Source organism: Candidatus Doudnabacteria bacterium (assembly GCA_037200925.1).
GTDB lineage: Bacteria > Patescibacteriota > Doudnabacteria > UBA920 > O2-02-FULL-48-8 > JBDTSL01.
In genome coordinates, this window is the sequence record JBBCGO010000001.1 from 850701 (window position 1) to 871883 (window position 21183).

The 21183-nt window shown below is 45.7% G+C and carries 26 protein-coding genes, 1 other RNA gene and 1 riboswitch; of the genes, 19 read left to right on the top strand and 8 right to left on the bottom strand.

Annotated features, from left to right (window positions below; all coding sequences use genetic code 11):
• The first annotated feature begins 109 nt into the window (after positions 1-109).
• From WDN47_04870 to WDN47_04895, 6 genes are read left to right on the top strand one after another with little or no spacing between them, the layout of a single operon-like run.
• Positions 110-526, top strand: a complete 417-nt coding sequence (locus WDN47_04870; GenBank protein ID MEJ0021873.1) for a Fur family transcriptional regulator — start codon at positions 110-112, stop codon at positions 524-526.
• A 14-nt stretch (positions 527-540) separates the two neighbouring features.
• Positions 541-1266, top strand: a complete 726-nt coding sequence (locus WDN47_04875; GenBank protein ID MEJ0021874.1) for a ZIP family metal transporter — start codon at positions 541-543, stop codon at positions 1264-1266.
• 17 nt (positions 1267-1283) lie between these two features.
• Positions 1284-2426 carry a YibE/F family protein gene (locus WDN47_04880; GenBank protein MEJ0021875.1) on the top strand — a complete coding sequence of 381 codons (1143 nt, stop codon included), beginning with the start codon at positions 1284-1286 and terminating at the stop codon, positions 2424-2426.
• Positions 2423-3313: a hypothetical protein gene (locus tag WDN47_04885; protein MEJ0021876.1), complete on the top strand. Its 891-nt coding sequence runs from the start codon at positions 2423-2425 to the stop codon at positions 3311-3313. The genes WDN47_04880 and WDN47_04885 overlap by 4 nt, the downstream gene beginning before the upstream one ends.
• Complete coding sequence (locus WDN47_04890; GenBank protein MEJ0021877.1) at positions 3313-4125, top strand: hypothetical protein; 813 nt, start codon at positions 3313-3315, stop codon at positions 4123-4125. Before WDN47_04885 ends, WDN47_04890 begins: the two co-directional genes overlap by 1 nt.
• 30 nt (positions 4126-4155) lie before the next feature.
• On the top strand, positions 4156-4785 hold the full coding sequence (locus tag WDN47_04895; protein MEJ0021878.1) for a YcnI family protein: 630 nt from the start codon (positions 4156-4158) through the stop codon (positions 4783-4785).
• A gap of 57 nt (positions 4786-4842) precedes the next feature.
• Here WDN47_04895 and WDN47_04900 read toward each other — a convergent pair whose 3' ends face one another.
• Entirely contained in the window at positions 4843-5484 is a 642-nt protein-coding gene (locus WDN47_04900; GenBank protein MEJ0021879.1) for a thioredoxin domain-containing protein, read from the bottom strand.
• A 53-nt stretch (positions 5485-5537) separates the two neighbouring features.
• On the opposite strand from WDN47_04900, the gene WDN47_04905 reads away from it, so the two are divergent.
• The 9 genes from WDN47_04905 (at position 5538) to WDN47_04945 (ending at position 12440) form a co-directional block, all read left to right on the top strand.
• Positions 5538-5969 (top strand): disulfide oxidoreductase, encoded by a 432-nt coding sequence (locus WDN47_04905; GenBank protein ID MEJ0021880.1) that lies wholly within the window; start codon positions 5538-5540, stop codon positions 5967-5969.
• A gap of 3 nt (positions 5970-5972) precedes the next feature.
• Positions 5973-7613 carry an FAD-binding oxidoreductase gene (locus WDN47_04910; protein ID MEJ0021881.1) on the top strand — a complete coding sequence of 547 codons (1641 nt, stop codon included), beginning with the start codon at positions 5973-5975 and terminating at the stop codon, positions 7611-7613.
• Between the two features lie 16 nt (positions 7614-7629).
• Complete coding sequence (locus tag WDN47_04915; protein ID MEJ0021882.1) at positions 7630-8208, top strand: DedA family protein; 579 nt, start codon at positions 7630-7632, stop codon at positions 8206-8208.
• On the top strand, positions 8208-9425 hold the full coding sequence (locus WDN47_04920) for a glycosyltransferase (GenBank protein MEJ0021883.1): 1218 nt from the start codon (positions 8208-8210) through the stop codon (positions 9423-9425). Before WDN47_04915 ends, WDN47_04920 begins: the two co-directional genes overlap by 1 nt.
• Positions 9409-10047, top strand: a complete 639-nt coding sequence (locus WDN47_04925) for a phosphatase PAP2-related protein (GenBank protein MEJ0021884.1) — start codon at positions 9409-9411, stop codon at positions 10045-10047. The genes WDN47_04920 and WDN47_04925 overlap by 17 nt, the downstream gene beginning before the upstream one ends.
• On the top strand, positions 10044-10493 hold the full coding sequence (locus tag WDN47_04930; GenBank protein ID MEJ0021885.1) for a DUF2231 domain-containing protein: 450 nt from the start codon (positions 10044-10046) through the stop codon (positions 10491-10493). Before WDN47_04925 ends, WDN47_04930 begins: the two co-directional genes overlap by 4 nt.
• 38 nt (positions 10494-10531) lie before the next feature.
• Positions 10532-10912, top strand: a complete 381-nt coding sequence (gene msrB, locus WDN47_04935) for a peptide-methionine (R)-S-oxide reductase MsrB (protein ID MEJ0021886.1) — start codon at positions 10532-10534, stop codon at positions 10910-10912.
• Between the two features lie 75 nt (positions 10913-10987).
• Positions 10988-11233, top strand: coding sequence for a hypothetical protein (locus WDN47_04940; protein MEJ0021887.1), 246 nt, complete (start codon positions 10988-10990; stop codon positions 11231-11233).
• Positions 11223-12440 (top strand): DNA polymerase IV, encoded by a 1218-nt coding sequence (locus tag WDN47_04945; protein ID MEJ0021888.1) that lies wholly within the window; start codon positions 11223-11225, stop codon positions 12438-12440. Before WDN47_04940 ends, WDN47_04945 begins: the two co-directional genes overlap by 11 nt.
• A gap of 565 nt (positions 12441-13005) precedes the next feature.
• Here the strand turns inward: WDN47_04945 and WDN47_04950 are convergent.
• From WDN47_04950 to infC, 6 genes are all read right to left on the bottom strand, one after another.
• Entirely contained in the window at positions 13006-14367 is a 1362-nt protein-coding gene (locus WDN47_04950; GenBank protein MEJ0021889.1) for a prenyltransferase/squalene oxidase repeat-containing protein, read from the bottom strand.
• Positions 14368-14445: 78 nt separating this feature from the next.
• Positions 14446-14772, bottom strand: coding sequence for a hypothetical protein (locus WDN47_04955; protein MEJ0021890.1), 327 nt, complete (start codon positions 14770-14772; stop codon positions 14446-14448).
• Positions 14773-14832: 60 nt separating this feature from the next.
• A riboswitch (adenosylcobalamin-variant (AdoCbl-variant) riboswitch) is annotated at positions 14833-14963 on the bottom strand.
• 466 nt (positions 14964-15429) lie between these two features.
• Positions 15430-16137, bottom strand: coding sequence for a M24 family metallopeptidase (locus tag WDN47_04960; GenBank protein MEJ0021891.1), 708 nt, complete (start codon positions 16135-16137; stop codon positions 15430-15432).
• Positions 16137-16481 (bottom strand): 50S ribosomal protein L20, encoded by a 345-nt coding sequence (gene rplT, locus WDN47_04965; protein MEJ0021892.1) that lies wholly within the window; start codon positions 16479-16481, stop codon positions 16137-16139. Before rplT ends, WDN47_04960 begins: the two co-directional genes overlap by 1 nt.
• Position 16482: 1 nt before the next feature.
• Positions 16483-16674, bottom strand: coding sequence for a bL35 family ribosomal protein (locus tag WDN47_04970; GenBank protein ID MEJ0021893.1), 192 nt, complete (start codon positions 16672-16674; stop codon positions 16483-16485).
• A 14-nt stretch (positions 16675-16688) separates the two neighbouring features.
• Complete coding sequence (infC, locus tag WDN47_04975; GenBank protein MEJ0021894.1) at positions 16689-17306, bottom strand: translation initiation factor IF-3; 618 nt, start codon at positions 17304-17306, stop codon at positions 16689-16691.
• A gap of 112 nt (positions 17307-17418) precedes the next feature.
• On the opposite strand from infC, the gene ssrA reads away from it, so the two are divergent.
• Positions 17419-17802, top strand: a transfer-messenger RNA (tmRNA) gene (gene ssrA, locus WDN47_04980).
• Between the two features lie 41 nt (positions 17803-17843).
• On the opposite strand, the gene smpB is transcribed toward ssrA, so the two are convergent.
• On the bottom strand, positions 17844-18293 hold the full coding sequence (gene smpB / locus WDN47_04985) for an SsrA-binding protein SmpB (protein ID MEJ0021895.1): 450 nt from the start codon (positions 18291-18293) through the stop codon (positions 17844-17846).
• A 29-nt stretch (positions 18294-18322) separates the two neighbouring features.
• Here smpB and argS point away from each other — a divergent pair, with 29 nt between their 5' ends.
• From argS to WDN47_05000, 3 genes are all read left to right on the top strand, one after another.
• Positions 18323-19954, top strand: coding sequence for an arginine--tRNA ligase (gene argS, locus WDN47_04990; protein ID MEJ0021896.1), 1632 nt, complete (start codon positions 18323-18325; stop codon positions 19952-19954).
• A gap of 66 nt (positions 19955-20020) precedes the next feature.
• Positions 20021-20329, top strand: coding sequence for a hypothetical protein (locus WDN47_04995; GenBank protein MEJ0021897.1), 309 nt, complete (start codon positions 20021-20023; stop codon positions 20327-20329).
• Positions 20316-21077, top strand: a complete 762-nt coding sequence (locus WDN47_05000) for a hypothetical protein (protein ID MEJ0021898.1) — start codon at positions 20316-20318, stop codon at positions 21075-21077. The genes WDN47_04995 and WDN47_05000 overlap by 14 nt, the downstream gene beginning before the upstream one ends.
• Positions 21078-21183 lie beyond the last annotated feature (106 nt).

Consider the following 21183-nt stretch of genomic DNA (forward strand, 5'->3'; position numbering starts at 1 on the left):
GCGACCAATTCGCATTTAGATAGAGTATACGAAGGCCTTTGATTACTGTCAAGTAAATGCAAATCATTCGCAATTGTAAAAGGCTATAATTTAAGTTATAATCTGATTGATGATAAACAAGGATTATAAGCAGGTTTTACGGGCAGTCAAGCTGAAAGCCACTCCGGGACGCATCGAATTGCTGGCTTTTTTGACCAATACCTTGCAGCCATATTCCATCAAGGAAATTGGCAAGGCTGTGGGATCAAAGACCCTGGATCAAGCCACGATTTACCGCAACCTCGAGCATTTTAGGGAAGCGGGACTTGTGCGGCATATTGATTTTGGTGATGGAGTCGGCCGGTTTGAATTGAAAACCCATAACCACCATCATCATATTATTTGCACCAGCTGTCGGAAGGTGGAGGATATTCACGTCGAACGCGATGTCGGGCCGATCGAGCAAAAAATCCGCCGAAAAAAACATTTCACCGTGCATAGCCATTCTTTGGAATTTTTCGGCTTGTGCAAAGCCTGTGCGAAATAATTAACATAAATCAAATGGAAGCGATCCTACTTTCAATAGCAACTTTTTTCTCCACATTGTTCGGCGGCCTGTTTGCGGTCAGGTTCCGCGACAAATTGCATCTGATCATGGGCTTTACGGCCGGCGTCCTGCTCGGCGTGGTCAGCTTTGATATTTTTCCGGAGATCATAGAGCTGATAAAAGATAACAACCTTAAGACCATTGATGTCATGGTGGCCTTGGTCATCGGTTTTCTGCTGTTCCATATTTTGGAAAAATTCATAGCCCTGCATCATTCGCATGAAGGATTTTATGCTGACCACAAACACCCGCACGTCGGAGTTTTTTCCGCGTTAGCTTTGGCCGGACACAGTTTTATGGACGGGGTGGGGATTGGCCTTGGATTCCAGGTCAATCCGGCAGTGGGCCTGCTTGTGGCTATCGCGGTCATTTCGCATGATTTTACCGACGGCATGAATACGGTGACGCTGATGCTGAACAGCAATAATACAACGCGGAAATCCAAAATGTTCCTGCTGCTTGATTCCGTAACCCCGGTGCTGGGGGCTTTGTCCACGCTCTTGTTCAGGTTTTCGCCGCATTTTCTGGCCTTATACCTCGGTTTCTTTGCGGGCTTCCTCCTCTACATCGGCGCTTCCGATATTTTGCCTGAGGCGCACAGCAAGAACAGCTCTGCCAAGCTGATATTTCTTACCGTACTGGGAGTCGTGTTCATCTTCATAGTCACGCGTTTTGTCTAGTTTATTTATCTGATATAATGGATAACATGCAGCATAAGAAGCTTGTTATCCTGTTAGCATTTCTGATCCTGGTACCGCGTCTGGCATTGGCCCAGGATAATAATTCAGAACCGATTGACGGCGTTCAAAACATTCCCGCAGATGCGTATTACAAAGCCCAGGTAACACAGATCGTGAACCAGGAATATCTCGGATCCGGAGCGGACAAGCAGATCTTCCAGGACCTGAAAGTAAAAATTCTTTCAGGGGATGAAAAAAACAAGGAAGTTGAGATAGACAGGGTGGGAGGGGTCAATATCAACGGCGGCAAGGGATTCAAAGCGGGGGACAAGGTTGTAATTGATAAGACCACGGACAACGGCCAGACGGTTTATTATGTGGAAGACATCTACCGCATCCCTGCGCTGGTGTTTGCCACGATCATTTTTTTGTTGGTCGCAATATTCTTCAGCCGCTGGCGGGGAGTCGGTTCCATTCTGGGCCTCGTGATCACGATTGCGGTGATCATTAAATTCGTCACGCCGCAGATCATTGCCGGAAAGAATCCTATAGAGATAAGTCTCATCGGCGCATTCATTATCGCTTTCGTATCTTTGTATCTGGCTCACGGATTCAATAAGCGCACATCCATCGCCATTTTAAGCACATTCATAACCTTAAGCCTGTCCATTGCTATGGCTTACGGATTTGTTCATTTTACCCGGCTTTTCGGCAACGGCAGCGAAGAGTCGGTATATCTGCAATTCGGACCGACAGGACACATAAATCTGCAAGGACTGCTCTTGGGCGGGATCATTCTGGGTGCCTTGGGCGTTTTGGACGATATCACCACAGCACAGTCGGCCACCGTGCATGAGCTGAAGAAAGCCAATCCTTCATCAACCTTCAAGCAGTTGTATACGGGCGCAGCTTCAGTCGGCCAGGAGCATATTTCTTCTTTAATTAACACTTTATTTTTGGCATATGCCGGTGTTGCCCTGCCGCTATTTTTGCTGTTCACGGTCAACGGCGGCACGCCGATCTGGATCACGCTGAACTCCGAATTCATCGCGGAGGAAATAGTCAGAACTCTGGTCGGAAGCATCACTTTGATCGTGGCAGTGCCCATCACAACTTTATTGGCGGCTTACTTTTTCAGCCGCAGAAAGGAAGAAGCATGAAAAAGACTTCTATAATTATTTTAATTGCCGCGGTTTTGGCCGTGGGATTTTATTTAGCATACAAGCACGATCGGAGTTCAAAAAATCATCCGGGTCCGGCAAACATGTCAGGGATGAATATGGCCGGCATGAACATGGGCGGGGATGTGAGCAAAAGATACACGGTCAGCTTTACGACAAACCCGGTAAACGTTCTGCCGAATCAAAATGTTGAGCTGAAATTCAAAGTTTATGATGCTTCAAGCGGCAACGAGGTGACGGACTACAGCACGGTAATGACCAAATTGATACACCTCGTCATTGTGAACAGCAACCTGGATTATTTTGACCATATCCATCCGGTCCAGAACGGGTCGCAGTTTAGTATCAGCACAAAATTCCCGAAGGCCGATACTTATCACCTTTATATTAATTTTCAGCCGACAGGCGCAACTGAACAGCAGATCGGTTTTTCACTGCCGGTCGGCGGCGGGACTACCAGCCCGCGTTCAAATGTGCCGGTTGATACAAGCTTGACCAAAACATTCGGCGATTATAAGGTGACTTTGAGCACAGCTGACGGCAGTGATTTCAATGCCAATGCCATGAACAACCTGGCCCAGATCATAAATTTTCATCTGGCTGATGCGGCGACCGGCCAGCCGATCACTGATCTTTCGCCGTACTTGGGCGCCTTCGGGCACCTGGTCATGGTCAATGAAGAGACTTACAAATACGTGCATATTCATCCGATAGCCTCGGATAATACTGCGGCCGGGGGGCCTGACGTGAAATTTTTGCCTGCGATATTGTTTGATAAGATAGAACCAGGGATCTACCGGGTCTTCGGGCAGTTCAACCGCAATAACCAGGTCTTTGTCGCGGATTTTACCATTAAGCTCAATTAATGAAGCGGATCATTTTCTATGTTTTTCTGGCTGTGCTGTTTTTTGGTTTTGCTCAGCCGGTTTCAGCGCATGTTTTTAAAACTGACGGATCGATCACAGTGCTTATGCATGCCAATCCGGATGATGACCCTATCGCCGGACAGCCAGCTTCCTTGCTGTTCGGCATCACAGACACGGCCAATAAGTTTGATCCGGCAAACTGCGATTGCAAAGTTTCCATTTCGGATAAAAGCAAGCAGCTGTTAGACGAATCCTTGCTGCGGATTGCGGGGGCAGCCCCGAGCCTGTATGCCTTGACGATACCGTTTACTTTTCCAGAAAGAGCTGTATACAGCATTGTGGTGACCGGAGCGCCAAAAACTGCCGGCGCATTTCAAAACTTTCAGGTCGAGTATGACCTGCGCGTTGATAGAACGGCGGGCAATACTGAAGCAGGAAGCTTCACGAACCATTGGTTACTTTATCTATTTTTAGGCGTTTTGTTTATCGGGTTTTTTGCTTACTATTTAATACGGCTGAAAAATCGCAAAAAGGGGAATCATGGCAAATCAACTCTGACAAGCATTTTTTTGCTGGTGATTCTGGCTGGGTTAACTTTACATCACGCGGCTTTAGCCGCAGTATTTTGCCCGGATCATTTTACGGACAGCCAAGCTCACTCATGCTGTTTTCCGCTGCAAACCCAAGTTGCTAAGGCCGCTCTTGAATCCCGGGAATCGTATTTATTTTGGGAACCGGTAAAGTTGGTTGAAAACAATTATTTTTTCCGCCGGATAATTAATAATAAGTCGCCGCCATCCGCTATTGTCTAAAGTTCGACTTACTATTAATTTGTTTGAAACATGAAAAAGTTAATATCTCTATCAATTACAGCAATTGGTTTGCTGGTTGCTGCAAGTGTTTCTGCACATGTGGTCGTCAAACCCAATACCGCGGGGATCGGAGCGTTTCAGGTTTTTACAATGGGAGTACCGTCCGAAAAGCCGATTGCCACGGTCAGCCTCAAGTTAATGCTGCCTGATGGGCTGAGTTTTGTTACCCCAAACGTTAAACCTGGCTGGCAGGTGCAAGTAAAAACTCAGGCCACCGGTAAAAAGATCACTGACGACGACGGCATGCAAGTTGATGAAATGAAGCCTATAGAAATTGACTGGACCGGCGGATCAGTTCCGGCAGGGCAGCGCGATGAGTTTACGTTCCAGGCCCAGGTCCCCGCAACTCCGACGACGCTGGCATGGAAAGCTTACCAGACTTATTCGGACGGCAGTGTTGTTGCTTGGGATCAGACTCCCGGGGCAAATGTAGAAAATCCTTATTCCCAAACCGCTGTGACGGATGATCTGTCACAGTCCGCGACGTCAATGCCAAAGGAATCCTGGTGGGATTCCCACGGCACCGCCGCTACGGCGGTTTTAAGCATTCTGGCCATTATCCTCGCGGCTTACGCTTTGACGAATAGAAGAACCGGTTAAAGTGTAAAAAACAAAAATACCCCGGCCTTTCGGCCGGGGTATTTTTAAATTCGCGGGTTATTGTTTCAGCGCCGCGTCAATGTCTTTTTTCAGATTATCATAGTCAGTTGCGCTTTCTTGTTTGCCGTTCAAATAAAGCGTAGGCGTGGCATTCACGCCCAGAGCATTCCCGTCATCCAGATCTTCAGTGATTTTGTCTTGAGCCTGGTTGTTTTGAACTGCATCTTTGAATTTATTGATATCCAGGCCTAAAATCTGGGCGAAGCTTGTGAATATATCCAGCGGCTGGCTGTTGCCGGTCCAGGAATTTTGGTTGTCAAAAATTTTGTTATGCATGTCCCAGAATTTGCCTTGAGCTCCGGCTGCTTCGGCCGCCTCGGCGGCAAGTTTGGCATATTGATGCTGGGCGAGCGGGAAGTTTCGGAAGACATAATTAAAATCCTTGTTATCTTTGTAATCAGCAAGCAGTTTTTCTATTACCGGATTCAATGCTCCGCAAAACGGGCATTCATAATCGCCAAATTCCACTAAGGTGACTTTGGCATCTTTACTGCCGGTCATATCGCTGTCATCCCGGACCAGGCGTCCGGCATCCGCAAGCGGAACGTGAGCGGGAGGATTACCTTTTAAAAATAAGAGCACTGCGCCGGCAATCACCACGATGGCGATGCCGAACATGATTTTTAGTTCTTTTGTCATGGGTATATATTACTATATTCAATTCAATTTGTGCAATATGGTATAATGAAGCTATGAAATTTTTTAAAAACAACTCATTATATCTGGCTTGGGGCACGGCATTGATTGCCATGTTAGGAAGCCTGTATTTCAGCAATGTCCGGAATTTTCCTCCCTGTGTACTGTGCTGGTATCAGAGGATCTGCATGTATCCGTTGGTCATTATTTTAGGAGTGGGTATTCTGAAAAAGGATAAAAATTTGCCGTTTTATGTTCTACCGTTCAGCCTCATAGGTTTGGGCATTTCCATTTATCACAACCTTTTATACTACAAGATTTTGCCGGAGAGCCTTTCGCCCTGTGTTGCGGGGGTTTCGTGCACCACTAAATTTATAGAATATTTCCACTTTGTGACCATTCCGTTTTTGTCTTTTGTGGCTTTTCTGGTAATAAATCTTATGATGTACGTTTATCTGAAATCAAAAAATGATCCCATAGAAAATTAGGATATGGATTTTGCTGCCCAAATCAAACAACTGATAAAAGGCGATGTTGCCGGGGATGAAAAGACCCGGGCCGACTTCAGCCGCGATGCCAGTTTGTTCATAGTCAAACCCTCACTGGTGGTTTTTCCGAAAGATTCGGATGATATAGAAGCTCTGGTGAAATTTGTCGCGGAAGAAAACAAAAAAGGAAGCCATTTGTCTTTGACCGCCAGGTCTGCCGGAACTGACATGACAGGCGGGCCGCTCTCCGAATCGATTATAGTGTCCATGACCCGCTACTTTAACCGCATAATAAAGATCGGCAAAGATTCAGCCATAGTTGAACCGGGAGTGTTTTACCGCGATTTTGAAAAACAAACTCTCATGCATAATTTGCTTTTGCCGAGTTACACGGCTTCCAGGGAGATCAACACAGTTGGCGGCATGGTCGCAAATAATTCCGGGGGAGAGCTGAATTTGATCTACGGCAAAACCGAAAGATATGTGCAGGAGCTTAAAATGGTTTTATACGACGGTAAAGAATATACGTTTAAAGCCTTAACGATGCCGGAGTTGGAGAAAAAGAAACAGGAGAACGGACTGGATGCGGAGATCTACCGCAAGCTTTTTGACCTGATCGACGGCAATTTTGATCTGCTGCAAAAAGCCAAACCCGATGTTTCCAAAAATTCCGCGGGATATTATCTGTGGAATGTTTATGACAAGCAAAAAGGGATCTTTGACATCAACAAATTGATCACCGGGTCGCAGGGGACTTTTGGGATCATCACAGAGATCAAGTTCAGCCTGGTCAAGCCAAAAATGCGCGAACATCTGCTGGTGGTATTTTTGAACGACCTGCAAATGCTTCCAGAGATCACCAATCATCTGCTTAAATTCAATCCTGTGAGCATTGAGTCTTATGATGACCAGACTTTTAAGGTTGCCATGAAACTATTGCCGGATATCATGGCCCGCCTAAAAGGGAACGCTGTCAGATTGTTCTTTAGTTTTATTCCTGAACTTTGGATGGTCTTAACCGGCGGCGTGCCGAAACTCGTGCTTCTGGCCGAGTTCAGCTCAGACAGCGAAAAAGATGCCCTTTTGAGAACGCAGGAGGCTCAGGAGAGCCTTAAGGAATTCCCTGTTAAGACCAAATTGGTTTTAAGCGAACAGGCGGCTGAGAAATATTGGGTCATCCGCCGCGAAAGCTTTAATCTTCTCCGCCATCATGTCCAGGGCATGCGGACCGCACCTTTCATTGATGACTTTGTGGTCAGGCCCGAACTGCTGGGAGAATTTTTGCCCAAACTTTATGTGATAATGAATAAATATAATTTGCTTTATACTATTGCCGGACATGTCGGAGACGGCAATTTTCATATTATTCCGTTGATGAAGATCGGCGACCCGAATGCGGCCGAGACCATAAAAAATTTAGGACAAGAAGTGTATGATCTGGTCCTGGAATACAAAGGTTCAATTACCGGCGAGCATAATGACGGATTGGTCAGAAGCCCGTATCTTCCCCAAATGTACGGTCCGAAGGTATATGAGTTATTTACAGAAACTAAAAAGATCTTTGACCCCCAGAATATTTTCAATCCCGGAAAAAAAGTCGATGCTTCGATGGGATACGCCCTTGATCACATTGATTTTAAATAGTTAGAAGACCTAAGTTATGTGGTATACGCTTTCTGATGTTATCCGCTGGCTGATCCATTTTAAATACTGGGTGATTTTTCCGTTTGCGGTTTTTGAAGGGCCCATTGTCACTATTATTACAGGTTTTTTGGCTTCGACCGGCCAGCTGAATTTTTGGGTCGCATTCATGGTTGTGGCCCTGGGTGATCTGGTCGGCGATACTTTTTACTATTGCGTCGGCCGGTTCGGCCGCGAAAGGTTTATCGCCAGGTTTGGGAAATTTTTCGGATTAAATAAAGCCAGGATCGAGCGCCTGGAGCTGCATTTTCAAACCCACCCCTGGAAAACATTCACATTCGGAAAATTTTTCCATGGAACGGGTTCTCTGATACTGGCAGCCGCGGGCCTGAGCCGGGTTCCGTATTTTGAGTTTCTTGGCTATAATGTACCTACAACTTTTGCCAACTCTTTTATTCTGATCACAATTGGCTATTATTTCGGCCATGCCTATGCGCAGATCGATACTTTCTTTAAATATTTCAGCGTTATTGTTATTGCACTCGTCGTGGCAGCCTATATTTATTTCATTAAACGCTACAGCAACATCCCTGACTGATGAAAATACTCATTGTTGCCGATAATTATTATCCGAACGTCAACGGCTCGTCATACTTTACGCAAAGACTGGCCTACTATTTGCAGCAGCGCGGCCATGAGATTTTGGTTATGGCTTCCTCTCCAAGCATAAAAAATGAACCTTTTGTCTACAATGGAGTGAACGTGTTTGGTATCAGATCTTTTTCTCCTCCCTTATATCCCGGGTTCCGCTTTCCGGCCCCGATCGGAATAAGAAAAGCTATCGAAATCGAGATCAAAAAATTTCAGCCCGACGTCATACATATACAAGATCATTTTGTCATCAGCCCGGTAGTCCAAAAAGTCGCCAAAGAATTGTCCATCCCCATGATCGGGACCAACCATTTCATGCCGGAAAACCTCCTGCACTATTTACATCTGCCGAAAAGACTGGAACAAATTGCCAAGAATTGGGCTTGGAGGCAGTTCCGGGCCATCTTTGAGCAACTGCATACCGTTACCACGCCGACCAGGACTGCCGCGAAGCTTTTGGAGGAGGTTAAATTGACCAAACCGGTGCTTGCGGTCTCAAACGGGATCGATCTGCAAAAATTTAAGCCCGGTAACGACGGTGAATATCTGAGAAAACGGCTGAATCTTCCGGACCAGCCCATACTATTGTATGTCGGCCGGCTTGATAAAGAAAAAAATATTGACGCTGTCATGAAAGTCCTGCCCGGCGTTTTAGCCCGAACCGATCTGCATTTCGTTATAGCCGGTAAAGGAGCTGAGCAGGAAAAACTTAAGCGGTTGGCCCGGCAATTGAATTTGGAAAAATCCGTGACCTTTGCGGGATTTGTGCCGGATGAGGATCTGCCTAATCTGTATACGATCGGCGATTGTTTTGTCATTGCCGGGATCGCTGAACTGCAAAGTCTAGTGACCATGGAAGCTATGGCCACGGGATTGCCAGTCGTTGCGGTCAACGCCATGGCCCTGCCTGAACTCGTCAGGCATGGCGAGAACGGCTATCTGTTCGATCTTGGCCGTACCGACATACTATCCGAACATTTGCTGGAAATTTTTTCCAATCCGGATCTGAGAAAAAAAATGGGCGACAGAAGCCTGGAGATCATCCAAGCCCACGACATTAATAAGACCATGGAAATTTTTGAATCTCTCTATGAAAATTTAATCGGTAGAGACAATATCACAATGCCGGCGCCGCGCATCAGAGAATATGAGATCATTAATTGATGCCCATAGAAAAACTTGGAACAGGGAGTTTTCCCGTTCTGTGACTTGGGGCGTAATATTTTTTTTGGCCAGCCTGGTTCCGAATTATCTGGCCACAACATATGCCACGGAACGCGCGAGCATGCCAGTGACAGATCTCATTCTGAGCAACATCAGGGTCTATGACGTGGACGGGATCATAATCTATGGGGCAGTACTGCTGATAATATTCAGCATCCTTGTACTGTTTTACGATCCGAAAAGGATCCCGTTTACGCTGAAAGCATTGGCTTTGTTCATTGTCATCAGGTCAATTTTCGTGAGCTTAACGCACCTGGGGCCGTTTTCGCCTCAGGATGTGATCGATTCGACTCATATTTTTAATTTTCTGGGCTTTGGGACTACGGCTGATCTGTTTTTTTCCGGACACACAGGCATACCATTTTTGCTGGCCCTGATTTATTGGAATAATATTAAGCTGCGTTGGACCTACTTGGCAATTTCCGCGGTTTTTGCAGTCAGCGTTCTGCTTGGCCACTTGCACTATTCGATAGATGTTCTTGCCGCGTTTTTTATCACATACACGATTTTTCACATCGCCCAAAAATTGTTTGCGGATGACTGGCAACTGTCGATAACATGAATATCCATCCGATTTTCGTCCATTTTCCCATCGCACTACTGACCACTTATGCGGTTTTGGAATTATTAAGATTTGATTTTATCAACCGCCAGCCGTATTGGTTTTATGTCAAAGCTGTTCTGGTGATCTTGGGCGCATTGAGCGGATACGTGACGATAGTGACCGGATTAATGGCGGAAAGTTTGATCAAAGACCAAAGTTCTCATACGCTGATCTCCACGCACGAACTTTGGGCCATCACTTCAATTGGAATTTTCAGCATCATCGCTTTGGTCTATCTATGGTCGTGGTGGAATAGCCGGTTCGGAATGAAAAGTAAATTGGTCCTTGTTTTGGCCCTGGCCGGAATTTTATGTTTGCTGATCACAGGCGCCTTGGGCGGGTCGATCATATTCGGACATACCACGGACCCGTTCACGAATTGGATCTACAATTTATTTTTTTAGCTTGAAAATTTTGGAAAGCTGTATTATCATATACCTCTATGACAGACGAAGAATTGAAGAAAAAATTGACGCCCGAGCAGTACCATATCATGCGCGAAAAGGGGACAGAGGCGCCTTTTACGGGCAAGTATTACGATTCGCATGAAAAAGGAATGTACGTTTGCGCTGTCTGCGGCAACGAATTGTTCTCATCCGATACCAAGTTTGATTCAGGCACGGGCTGGCCGTCTTTTACGGACCCGGCAAATTTAAAGAACATAGTGCTTCAGGATGATGACAGCCTTGGCGAGCACCGCACTGAGGTAGTGTGCAAGAATTGCGGTTCGCACTTGGGACACTTGTTTGACGACGGTCCGAAAGACCGAGGGGGTAAACGCTATTGCATCAATTCGGCTTGTCTGTTGCTGAAAAAAGAATAGCTTGACGACAGGTTAAGATTTAACTAGAATTAAAATCTAAACTTATTAAGGCGGCAAAAAAGCCGCCTTTTTATTATGCTTGAACAGATCAATGAGACAATTGAAGTCATCGCCAGATTTTCCGGGAATAAAGCGACTCCTGTCAAGTTTTTATGGCAGGGCCGGGAAATCCCGGTGAAAAAAATTAATCTAACCTATTCGCGTTTTGAAGGCCGGGTAAAATTTTATTTTTTTGCGGTTTCCGATGATACGAATTACTTCAAATTGCAGTTCAACAGCGACAGTTTGATCTGGACATTATTAGAAAGCTATGTGGAATAAACTGCCCCGAATCATGCTCGTAGACATGAACTCTTTTTTTGCTTCTGTGGAACAGCAGGCCAATCCTTTTTTACGTGGGAAGCCTATCGGGGTGGCAGTGTCGCCTCATCCCGGCAGCTGCCTGATCGGGACTTCGAAAGAGGCCAAAGCCATGGGAATTAAAAACGGCATTCCAGTTTATAAAGCGCGGAAGATCTGCCCGAAGATCATAACCGTGGAATCCGAGCCGGAAAAGTACCGCGAAGTGAACCGGCAGATCAATCGGATCTTTTCGGATTATACCGAAACTTTGGAAGCTTACAGCGTCGACGAGTCGTTTTTGGATCTGCAAAACTCCAAATTCAACCCTTTGATCATTGGCGCAGAAATCAAACAAAGGATCAGATCCGAGGTGGGGGAATGGCTGACCTGTTCTGTGGGGATCGCGCCAAACAAATTTATGGCGAAATTGGCCGCAGACCTGCAGAAGCCGGATGGCTTAAGCGTGGTCTGGCGCGAGCAGCTTAGGAATATTTACGAATCGAAAAAACTTTCGGACCTCTGGGGGATCAACCGCGGCTGGACGAACCGGCTGGCCAAATTAAATATCACAAGTCCGCTTCAGCTACTGGATTATCCGGTTGAGAACCTGATCAGTGTTTTCGGCAAGCCCGGATATTTTATCTGGGAACGGGTCAACGGACTGGAACACGACGAAATTTTTTCTAACCAGGAGATTTCCGGATCTGCCACAGGCAGATCTCGGCCTAAATCTTTCGGCCACTCGTGGGTCCTGAATTTCCGCACAACAGACAAAGAACGCCTGAAGGTCGTAATCCTTCGGCTGGCGGAAAAAGCCGCGCGGCGCATGCGGGCGGAAAGATTTATTGCCTCCGGCATGTATTTGTCGGTCACGCTGGCGGACGGCGGTTATTTTCACCGGTCAAAAAAATTGCGGTTCAATATCGAGACCGGGCTGGAGTTGTATACCGAAGCTTTGGATATCTGGAAATCCTGGCAGTTCAAACATGAGGTTTTGCACATTGCGGTCGGGTTTAATTATCTGTTATTCAAGACCAAACAGCTGGTTTTGTTTCCGGACAAATTATCGAACCTGATCCCGACCCTGGATTTTTTAAATGACAAATACGGCGAATTTACAATAAGATCCGGATTGCTGGTGCGAACTTCTGAGTTTGCGCCGGACGCGATCGCTTTTGGAAAGTGATTATTAAACAATGTTAATATCTTGTCAAGCCCGTTAGAAGTTTTTCTAATGATTTTTATATCTGTGTATAAGTTATAAAATGTGACTTTTTACGAACAATCAAATAGGTTTTTACTTCTAACGGGCTCAAATTTTTGTATGAACAAACCATGAATTTTTGGTTGGTTTGAACATTGTTAAGTTCAGCAGGTTAAGACAGAATCTAAGTACCTTTATTAATTTGCGTTTGGGGAAACGCAGAATTGGATGAAAGGAGTGAAGGGACAACAATTCTTCAAAAACTTTAGTTTTCTTCGTAAGCAATATAGTGGGCTTATCAAGAAAACTAAGCATCATTAAAGCCCCGTTATTAAAATAACGGGGCTTTGTTTTGGCAACCCCCAGGCAATCCACAGATATTCTCTAAAGCTCCATAAAAGTCCGTCTAAAAGCCGGTTTTTTGATTTGGATTGTTGATTTTGTTTTGATTTGCATAAGTTTAAGTTTAAGTCAGATGGTTTAGGCCTAAGTCTGGTTCGTTCCACAAAACTTACTGGATTAGGCCTGGGCCGCTTAAATAATTATTTTAATAAGGAGCAGCGCCCGGGGATCCGTAAAACCATTGCAGATTATCTCCCGCATGTAATGTAAAATCAGCCGCACCTAAATTGGGAACAGTTCCATTGACTGCAAATTGCCAGCCGCTGGAACCGACCGGATCGTAGCCGTCAATACTTTGCACAAACTGGCCTAATCCAGTTTGTTTTATTACATACAAGAGGTTGATCTGACTGCAGGCGCTGATCAGCGCCTGCAGTGCAGTCGGGCTGTTTGCAGTTGTGCCGTCAAAAATCTTGTTGCCGGGATAAGCAATAGTGACATGTGTTCCTCCCGCAGCCGGAGTCTGATAAATATTAGGTGTAGGATATGGCGTAGGGTAAGGGGTTGCATAAGGAGTAGCATAGGGCGTTGAATAGATGCCGGGAGTTTGATACGGAGTCGCGTAAGGCGTTGAATAAACAGTTGGAGTCTCATATGGCGTAAGGTAAGGGGTTGCATAAGGAGTAGCATAGGGAGTGGCATAAGGAGTAGCATAGGGAGTCGGATACGGGCTTGGATAAGGCGTTTGATAATTTGATACGGTATTTATCGGCAGAGTATGTCCGGAAAGAGCGATCACAGCATATGCCGTGACCAATCCGGAGCCGCTGGAGTCTGAAGGATGCCATTTAAAAGTTCCGTCGGAAAGCTGAAGGCTGCTTAAAAAAGCCGTGGCAGAGGCCGGAATGGGCTGGCCTGCGGCTAAAAGGCCCCACATAACCCAGGCTGTGGATGCTCCGTCAGCTGACTGTCCCGAAGAAAATCCGTAGCCTCCGGAAGAATCTTGGGATTGGCTGAGGTAATTCACAGCATTATTCGGCGACCCGCCGGTGGCAGCCAGGGCTGCAATAGCCGCGGCAGTGGTATTGGAATCAGAGCCCACCCCTGTCGCATACCCCCAGCCGCCGTCGGAATTCTGGTGAGACAGAATAAATTGGCGGGAGGAAGAAACAGTGGCATCGCTGATGCCTGCCGAAGCCAAAGCAAGCACGCCGAAAATATCGTCATTGATCAGGCTTGCGTCGCCGATCTGACCTCCGGAAGACATGCTTTCAAGCTTGGAGACAAAATTCTCAGAGCCGATAGTTGACGGATTGCCGCCGGTGGCAGTGATGGCCAAGATCCGTTTTTCGTAGTCTGTGGCTATGTTTGAATTCAGGGGAGCGGCCAGAAAACTTTGGCCCAAGTTTTGGCCGACTGAGGCATAAGCCATGATAGCCCATTCGTCATTGGCGGGAAGTGTGGCAACGGCCTGCTGTAAATTAGCCGCGTCGGCAAGATTATTGGTAGCTAAAACAGCAACTGCAAATGCCGAAATAACCGTGAGAATTATTTTTTTGTACTTCATAAATTTATTAATTGTGAAAGTTTTTAAAGAGAATAGAAAAGAGAGTGTAGCCCGCTGATTATCGGCGGGCTACGGGGATTAAACCGGTTCCAGTATGTACCCGAGGTTCTCCGGCACCTGATATTTCCCGACATTGAGCGTGGGGGGTCCGCTTTTGACAGGATCAAGTCCCAACCCTTGGTCAATGCCGATCAGCGAAGCGCCGACGCGAATGCGCGGGATTTTCCCGTTGATGACAAGGTATACTCCGCCGTCCAGATTTTTTCGCTCTACGACAGTGTAACCGTCACGCTGCAGCATTGTAAGCAGGGGAGTGGTCGAGGTTGGTGCGGTTGTGCTCTTAAGAGAACTGCAAGCTGAAGTAAGCAGAGCCGCCAGTGAAGCGAAAAATCCACGTCGGTTCATCACATCCTCCTTCTGAATGTGGTCAAACAAAAAACCTTCTTCCGAACAGAAGAAGGAGTTTTTAAAAATAAAAACCGCTTTCTCCTGCTCGGGAGTAGCTAAGATAAATTGAATTCATATTTGGTTTTCCGGCTATACGGTTGCGGCACAGCGGAGGACTTGCACCTCACTTACCCGAAATGAATTACTTACAGAGTTAAAGAACGTAAACAAATACTAAATCTAAAAAAAAAGCCTGTCAAATCGACAACATAAAAACCAGGTGAGAGAACCTGGTCTTTATGTGTGTCGAAAGCCGTGCTTGGAAAATTACGATTTTGGTAACTCCAGGTCGTGAGCTTTCAATTTTGGTATCCCCGGTCCAGAACAAATCTTCGGTGGTTAAGCCTAATGATTGGGTTCCAGGCTGGAAATAAGCGAATTCAAAAAAGCGGTCTTTGTGTTTCAGCAGGGAAGAGAGGCGATAGGATTAGGTACAAACTTAAACCATCCTTCATATGTTAGGATCGTTTGCTTGTTTATTGCCTGTGCCCTGTAGCCATGTTTTTGTTTTGTCTTTGTTTCCGCTCGAGTACTTTACTCTATGTACATTATAGCAGAAAAAGTCGGACTTGTCCAGACCCTACGTAAAAAATCTCAAAAACCGGGAAATTTTACCTAAATTTTAACGATCATTGATTTAAAATCTTTTGGTATTCCAGAAAAGAGGGTGGATTTTTTGGAAACGAGGACCATGTCTTCGATCCTGACCCCGAATCTGTTAGGCAGGTAGATTCCGGGTTCGATTGTGACCACGTCATTTTTTATGATAATGTCTCCTGATGTTGCTTTAAAATTTGGCGCTTCGTGGATTTTTTTGCCAACGCCGTGGCCGGTGCCATGAATATAGTTTTTGCCAAAGCCTGCCTGATTGATTATATGACGGGCAGCAAAGTCGATCTCATCGCCAAACTTTCCCTGAGCGACTTTTTTGATCGCGGCCAGCTGCGCCCTTAAGACGATCTCGTAAATTTTTTCATGTAGTTTATTGGGACGGCCGATAAATAAAGTCCGCGTGAAATCAGAACAGTAGCCATGAACTTTGACGCCGTAATCCAGCATCAGAAAGTTGTTCTTGCCGATTTTTTTCTTGGAAGGTTTATGATGGATCTCAGCGGAACTTGAACCAAAAGAAACGATCGGAGGGAAAGCCATGCCATCACTCCCAAGTTTTTTTGCCAGAGAACGAATTTTGTTTGCCAGAGAGATTTCAGTTGCGGATTTATGCGATCTAAGGATTACTAAAAGCTCCCGGAAGATCTCATCAATGATCCGGGAGCCTGTTTGAATAAATTTGATTTCCTTGGAGGTTTTCTGTTTGTGCATTATTTCATTGAAGCAACAATCTTTTCAAACGCTTTAGGATTTCGCACTGCCAGTTCGGCCAGCATCTTGCGGTTTAGGCCAACCTTGTTTTGATGAAGCAGTGCCTGGAGCTTGCTGTAGGTCAGACCTTGTTCGCGCGATGCGGCGTTGATGCGGATGGTCCAGAGCTTTTTCATGTCGCGCTTGCGCAGCCTGCGGTGACCGTATGCATATGAATCCGCATGAAGCAAAGCTTCCTTGGCCGCGATCGCATTGGTGCGCCGGCGATTGGTGAAGCCTTTTGTTCTGGCTAAAACGTATTTTCTTCGTTTGTGGGCGGCAACGCCTCTCTTTATTCTTGTCATCCTAACCTCTCATTAATAATGCTATTTTTTGGTTCGTCTTATGCACTGTCAGGTCCCGTCGCTTGTTTTTCGTAGTGCTGCCTGATTCACGGGAATTAAAATGCGCCTGGCCGGATTTGCGGCTCATGAGCTTGCCGGAGCCGGTCTTCCAGAAAGTTTTGGCAACACGCTTGTTCGTTTTCTGTTTAGGCATCTTTGTAATTAAATTTAATTCTTGGCTTGGGGTCCGATGATGATAGAAACCATGTTGCCCATTCTTGTCGGGCCTGCTTCTTTGGTAAAGGGGATAGTAACTAAAGTTTGGAATTTTTTTATAAGGTCAAAAGCCAGTTCCGGGTGTGCCTGCTCGCGGCCGCGCATGACCACATCAACCTTGACTTTATTTCCTTCCGTGAGAAATTCGCCGGTCTGCTTGGATTTGAAATTAAGGTCATGTTCGCCGATGCGGACCGAAAGACGAATGCCTTTCATGGTCACTTTCTTAACTTTTTTCTTGGCTTCCTGAGCGGCTTTTTCCTGCTGGTAGCGGTATTTGTCGTAGTTAAGAAGTTTGACGACCGGCGGGCGGGCTTGCGGCGAGATCTCGACCAGGTCGACTTCGCGCTCGCGGGCCAAGGACAAGGCTTCTTCGATCTTCATGATCCCGACCATTTTGCCCTGGTCGTCGATGACCCGGACCTCCGGCGCGCGTATTTGGTTGTTGATGCGGGTTCTAAGTGCTATCGTTTTATTTTTAATGTCTAAATCAAAGGAATAATAGAGGAAATAGGGGTCTTGGTCAAGTGCTTGTCTTAAGTGTTGTTTGGGCGTATAATAAAATACAATTCAAAATGCGGACAGGGGTCAAGCATCGGATTTTGAATTGAGAGGAGCAGTAGCAGACCGTAGCACTTTTTGCTTAAGCAAAAATGCGAAGTGTCTACAAACTGCGACGAGTGGGGCTGCTCAGATTCGACAGAAGTTCTTTGATAAATATTGCAAGTCCGATTAGCCTAATTTCTCGGTTAAAAAAACAAGGCAAATCATAAATGCCAATTCTTTGGTAAGCAAGGTTAAGAATGCTTTTGCATTCTCTCCTGCTTTGGCTCTCGCTTAATACGTGAAAGCCCATCCGCCCCGCAAAGTCTGTGCGCGGGATACGGGTGTTATATTATCCGGACTCACTTTAGCTGGCGCCTGACGGCTTTAGGACACTAAGGGCTTAACTTAAACCGCTTTCGTCCGTTTTTATGGTTTGAGCCAACAATTCAAGCGGTCCAAACTTGTAGATATATTTGTTAAAATCTTTTGGACGGGAGTGCAATTCTCCCCAGCTCCACCAAATAATTTTATTTTAAAAACAGCAGGTATCTGCTGTTTTTGTTATACTCGAGTTCTTACAGTCCGGTCCAGGTTTCGTTTCAGTTCTTTTTTCTTGATGGATTCGCGTTTATCGAATTGTTTTTTGCCTTTTGCTAAGCCAATTTTGAGTTTGATCAATCCTTTTTTTGTGTAGAGTTCCAGAGGTATTAAAGTCAGGCCTTTTTCTTTGCTCTTAGTCTGCAATCGTTCAATTTCTTTTTTATGCAGCAGCAGTTTGCGCTCCCTTGATTCATCATGGCCTTCCAGGTTGGAGGCTTGTTTGTATTTGCCGATGTAAGCATTGCGTAAGAAACCTTCCCCGGCCCGAATGGTGACGTAAGCACCGGCTAGGGAAGCCTGGCCGGTCTTGGCGCTTTTCACTTCATGACCGGCCAATACTAAGCCGGCCTCTACTGTCTCTTCTATAGAGTAATCATGGAATGCTTTTCTATTTTGGGCCAAAGTCGACATAAGGTAAGTTTATCAGATATAATGTGCTTATGTTAATGAGAGAAAATATAGAAAAACTCGTATTGAAAGCCATTGCTGATTTGGGAATAACAGCTTCAGAGCAATCGATAGTAAAAATTGCCGTTACATACCCAGACCCTAAACTTGGAGACTATGCTTCCAACGCCGCTTTGATCTTGGCCAAGGAAGCAAAAATAAAGCCTTTGGATTTGGCAAACAAGATAGTAGAAAAATTAGACAAAAGCCAGTTTGAAAAAGTGGAGGCAGCGGCTCCCGGGTTTATCAATTTTAAACTTAATACCGAGCAGTTGCTACCACCGGCAACCTATGATCTAAAACCTAAGACCACGGGTAAAATATTGCTTGAGTATTTTCAGCCGAATATTGCCAAACCTTTGCATATGGGGTTATTAAGAAATGTTATTATTGGCGATGCAATCAAAAGAATGCTTAAATTTTTGGGTTATAAGGTTGAATCCGACACCCATATGGGAGATTGGGGGACGCAGTTTGGATTTTTGATCTTAGCTAAAAAAAAGTTTGGCGAAGTCAATGAGAAGCTGTATGCAGAACTCAATGCGGATGAAACTCAAAAAGAAGCTGCGAAACAAGAATTTGTAAATCTGGAAAAAGGAGACAAAGAAAACCGTAAGATCTGGCAAGAGATTGTGGATTCAAGCTTGAAAGAATTTTTGAAAATCAATGATCAGATGGATATTTTACCGTTTGACCACCATTGGCCTGAAAGTTTTTATCAAGATAAAATGTCTGATATTCTTGAAAAATTAAAAACAAAAAAGCTTCTTAAAGAATCTCAAGGTGCACAGATTGTGAACCTTGAAACTCAAGGTTTGGGTATAGCGGTGATTGTTAAATCGGATACGGGTACGACCTATCTTTTGCGCGACCTGGCAACATTTATTTATAGAAAAGAAAAATTTTCGAAACAACTTTATGTCGTTGACAATAGACAATCACACGTGTTCAAGCAATTGTTTGCAATTCTTAAACTATTGGACGAAATTAAAGAAGCTGAAGCTGTACATATTGATTATGGATTCATTAGTTTCAAAGGGGAAGTGCTCTCAACTCGCAAAGGCAATATGATTCTGGCGGAAGATGTGATTACGCAAGCCGAAGAGAAGGTTGCAAAAATTATCGCTGAAAAAAATCCCGATCTGAAAAATAAGGAACATGTCATCAAAGCCGTAACCAAAAGCGCGCTGAAATATTTTGACCTCAAGCACAACCGGCACAGCGATATTGAATTTGATTGGGATGAAGTTCTGGATTTTGAAGGGGACTCCGGGCCCTATTTACAATACGCTTATGCCCGCTTGAATAGTATCCTTAAGAAAGCCGGATCTGAAGGCGAATTTTCTGATATCAAATTTTCAGATACAGAACGCGAAATACTTTTCAAATCTTCGATCTTGGCCGAAGTTGTTGAGGATGCGGCTAAAGATTATCTGCCGAACATTTTGGCCAATTATTTATTTAATTTTGCCACACTTTTGAACAAGTTTTACCATGAAAGCCCGGTTACCCAAGAAAAAGATGAGGACATTCGCAATTTCCGCTTGGCTTTGATCGCCAAAGCCAAGGGAACTTTGGGCCGGGGATTGGATCTGCTCGGGATCGAGGCGCTGGACGAGATGTAACTCTACGTTTTTGCTTACGATTAAAAGAGAGTATACTATTAATTACAGATAATTAACCACAAAAAGATGAAAAAAATCCTTTTAGCCGCTGCTGCCGTCGTGTTGCTGGCTGCCGCCTGCAACAGCCAGCAGGCGAGCAACCCCCCTCCACCGCCTCCAGTCGCGGCCAATCCGCCTGCTCCGCAGCCCCCTCCACCGCCCACTCCGCCGGCCAAGCAAAATTCGGCGCAAGACCAGGTCGACGCCACTGTTAATGATCTGAACGCGAGCATTAACAGCGAGAGTGCAATTAATTCGCAATCAGATGCCGACATCGCGAATTCTGACCAGTCGGTCGTCAATGATTCCAATGGAGTCTTAAATGCAAACTATTAAAAAAATTGCAGTCCTCGCTGCGGCTGCAGGCTTGCTCGCAAGCCCCCTGTTTGCTTTAGCTGTCGATACTTCGGTCAACGTTTCAGGGAACGCCAACGTAAATGTCGGCGCAAATTTTTGCTCCAGAATTAACAGCACTTCCAGCACTCTCAATAATTTGGTAGCCAAACTGCAAAATAATCGCGGCAAGTTCAGATCGCAGATGCTGCAGTCCTTGAGCAACCGCATCACCAGCCGCGCGTCTTCAGTTGCAAAGATCCGAGCTTCAGCTAAAGGCAACTTTGCCGCTGATATCGCCAAACTTAACGCCAAGGCGACAACCGATGCGCAGAAAGCGGCGGTAGCCTCTTTCCAGGTTTCCGTCCAGGCAGCGCAAACTACCCGCCAGCAGGCTATCCAAGCCGCGATCAGCGCGTACATGACAGCCGTGCAGCAAGAGATCACGAACCGCGAAAACACGGTTCAGACAGCAGCAACCACTTTCCAATCAGCGGTCACCGCAGCTCTTGCCAAGGCCAAGTCGGACTGCGCCAGCAAGGTGGATTCGCCGACTGCGCGCGCAACTTTTGCCGCCAGTATTTCCAGCGCTAACACTACTTTCAAGGCTTCCGTGACAGGCCTGGCCACTGGCCAATTGATTGCTTTGGCGCAGACCCGCGACAATGCGATCCAGGCCGCCAACCAAGCTTTCAGAGCCAGTCTGCAACAGGCGGTTGTAACGCTTAAAGCCGCATTCGCAACACCGTAAATTGATGATTTCAGCAAAACGTCCCGGTAATCGGGGCGTTTTTGTTTTTGACCGGGATTTGTTATAATTGATACAATAATTTAAAGGCGCCAGAGTCGGCGATCAA

Bases quoted from the DNA above. Each gene is read 5' to 3' on its own strand.
- WDN47_04890 (MEJ0021877.1), top strand. From the start codon at position 3,313: ATGAAGCGGATCATTTTCTATGTTTTTCTGGCTGTGCTGTTTTTTGGT.
- argS (MEJ0021896.1), top strand. From the start codon at position 18,323: ATGTTAATGAGAGAAAATATAGAAAAACTCGTATTGAAAGCCATTGCT.
- smpB (MEJ0021895.1), bottom strand. From the start codon at position 18,293: ATGTCGACTTTGGCCCAAAATAGAAAAGCATTCCATGATTACTCTATA.
- WDN47_04895 (MEJ0021878.1), top strand. From the start codon at position 4,156: ATGAAAAAGTTAATATCTCTATCAATTACAGCAATTGGTTTGCTGGTT.
- WDN47_04900 (MEJ0021879.1), bottom strand. From the start codon at position 5,484: ATGACAAAAGAACTAAAAATCATGTTCGGCATCGCCATCGTGGTGATT.
- WDN47_04915 (MEJ0021882.1), top strand. From the start codon at position 7,630: ATGTGGTATACGCTTTCTGATGTTATCCGCTGGCTGATCCATTTTAAA.
- WDN47_05000 (MEJ0021898.1), top strand. From the start codon at position 20,316: ATGCAAACTATTAAAAAAATTGCAGTCCTCGCTGCGGCTGCAGGCTTG.
- WDN47_04875 (MEJ0021874.1), top strand. From the start codon at position 541: ATGGAAGCGATCCTACTTTCAATAGCAACTTTTTTCTCCACATTGTTC.
- WDN47_04910 (MEJ0021881.1), top strand. From the start codon at position 5,973: ATGGATTTTGCTGCCCAAATCAAACAACTGATAAAAGGCGATGTTGCC.
- WDN47_04995 (MEJ0021897.1), top strand. From the start codon at position 20,021: ATGAAAAAAATCCTTTTAGCCGCTGCTGCCGTCGTGTTGCTGGCTGCC.
- WDN47_04970 (MEJ0021893.1), bottom strand. From the start codon at position 16,674: ATGCCTAAACAGAAAACGAACAAGCGTGTTGCCAAAACTTTCTGGAAG.
- WDN47_04940 (MEJ0021887.1), top strand. From the start codon at position 10,988: ATGCTTGAACAGATCAATGAGACAATTGAAGTCATCGCCAGATTTTCC.
- WDN47_04885 (MEJ0021876.1), top strand. From the start codon at position 2,423: ATGAAAAAGACTTCTATAATTATTTTAATTGCCGCGGTTTTGGCCGTG.
- WDN47_04905 (MEJ0021880.1), top strand. From the start codon at position 5,538: ATGAAATTTTTTAAAAACAACTCATTATATCTGGCTTGGGGCACGGCA.
- WDN47_04880 (MEJ0021875.1), top strand. From the start codon at position 1,284: ATGGATAACATGCAGCATAAGAAGCTTGTTATCCTGTTAGCATTTCTG.
- WDN47_04870 (MEJ0021873.1), top strand. From the start codon at position 110: ATGATAAACAAGGATTATAAGCAGGTTTTACGGGCAGTCAAGCTGAAA.
- WDN47_04920 (MEJ0021883.1), top strand. From the start codon at position 8,208: ATGAAAATACTCATTGTTGCCGATAATTATTATCCGAACGTCAACGGC.
- WDN47_04925 (MEJ0021884.1), top strand. From the start codon at position 9,409: ATGAGATCATTAATTGATGCCCATAGAAAAACTTGGAACAGGGAGTTT.
- msrB (MEJ0021886.1), top strand. From the start codon at position 10,532: ATGACAGACGAAGAATTGAAGAAAAAATTGACGCCCGAGCAGTACCAT.
- WDN47_04930 (MEJ0021885.1), top strand. From the start codon at position 10,044: ATGAATATCCATCCGATTTTCGTCCATTTTCCCATCGCACTACTGACC.
- WDN47_04950 (MEJ0021889.1), bottom strand. From the start codon at position 14,367: ATGAAGTACAAAAAAATAATTCTCACGGTTATTTCGGCATTTGCAGTT.
- WDN47_04960 (MEJ0021891.1), bottom strand. From the start codon at position 16,137: ATGCACAAACAGAAAACCTCCAAGGAAATCAAATTTATTCAAACAGGC.
- WDN47_04955 (MEJ0021890.1), bottom strand. From the start codon at position 14,772: ATGAACCGACGTGGATTTTTCGCTTCACTGGCGGCTCTGCTTACTTCA.
- WDN47_04945 (MEJ0021888.1), top strand. From the start codon at position 11,223: ATGTGGAATAAACTGCCCCGAATCATGCTCGTAGACATGAACTCTTTT.
- rplT (MEJ0021892.1), bottom strand. From the start codon at position 16,481: ATGACAAGAATAAAGAGAGGCGTTGCCGCCCACAAACGAAGAAAATAC.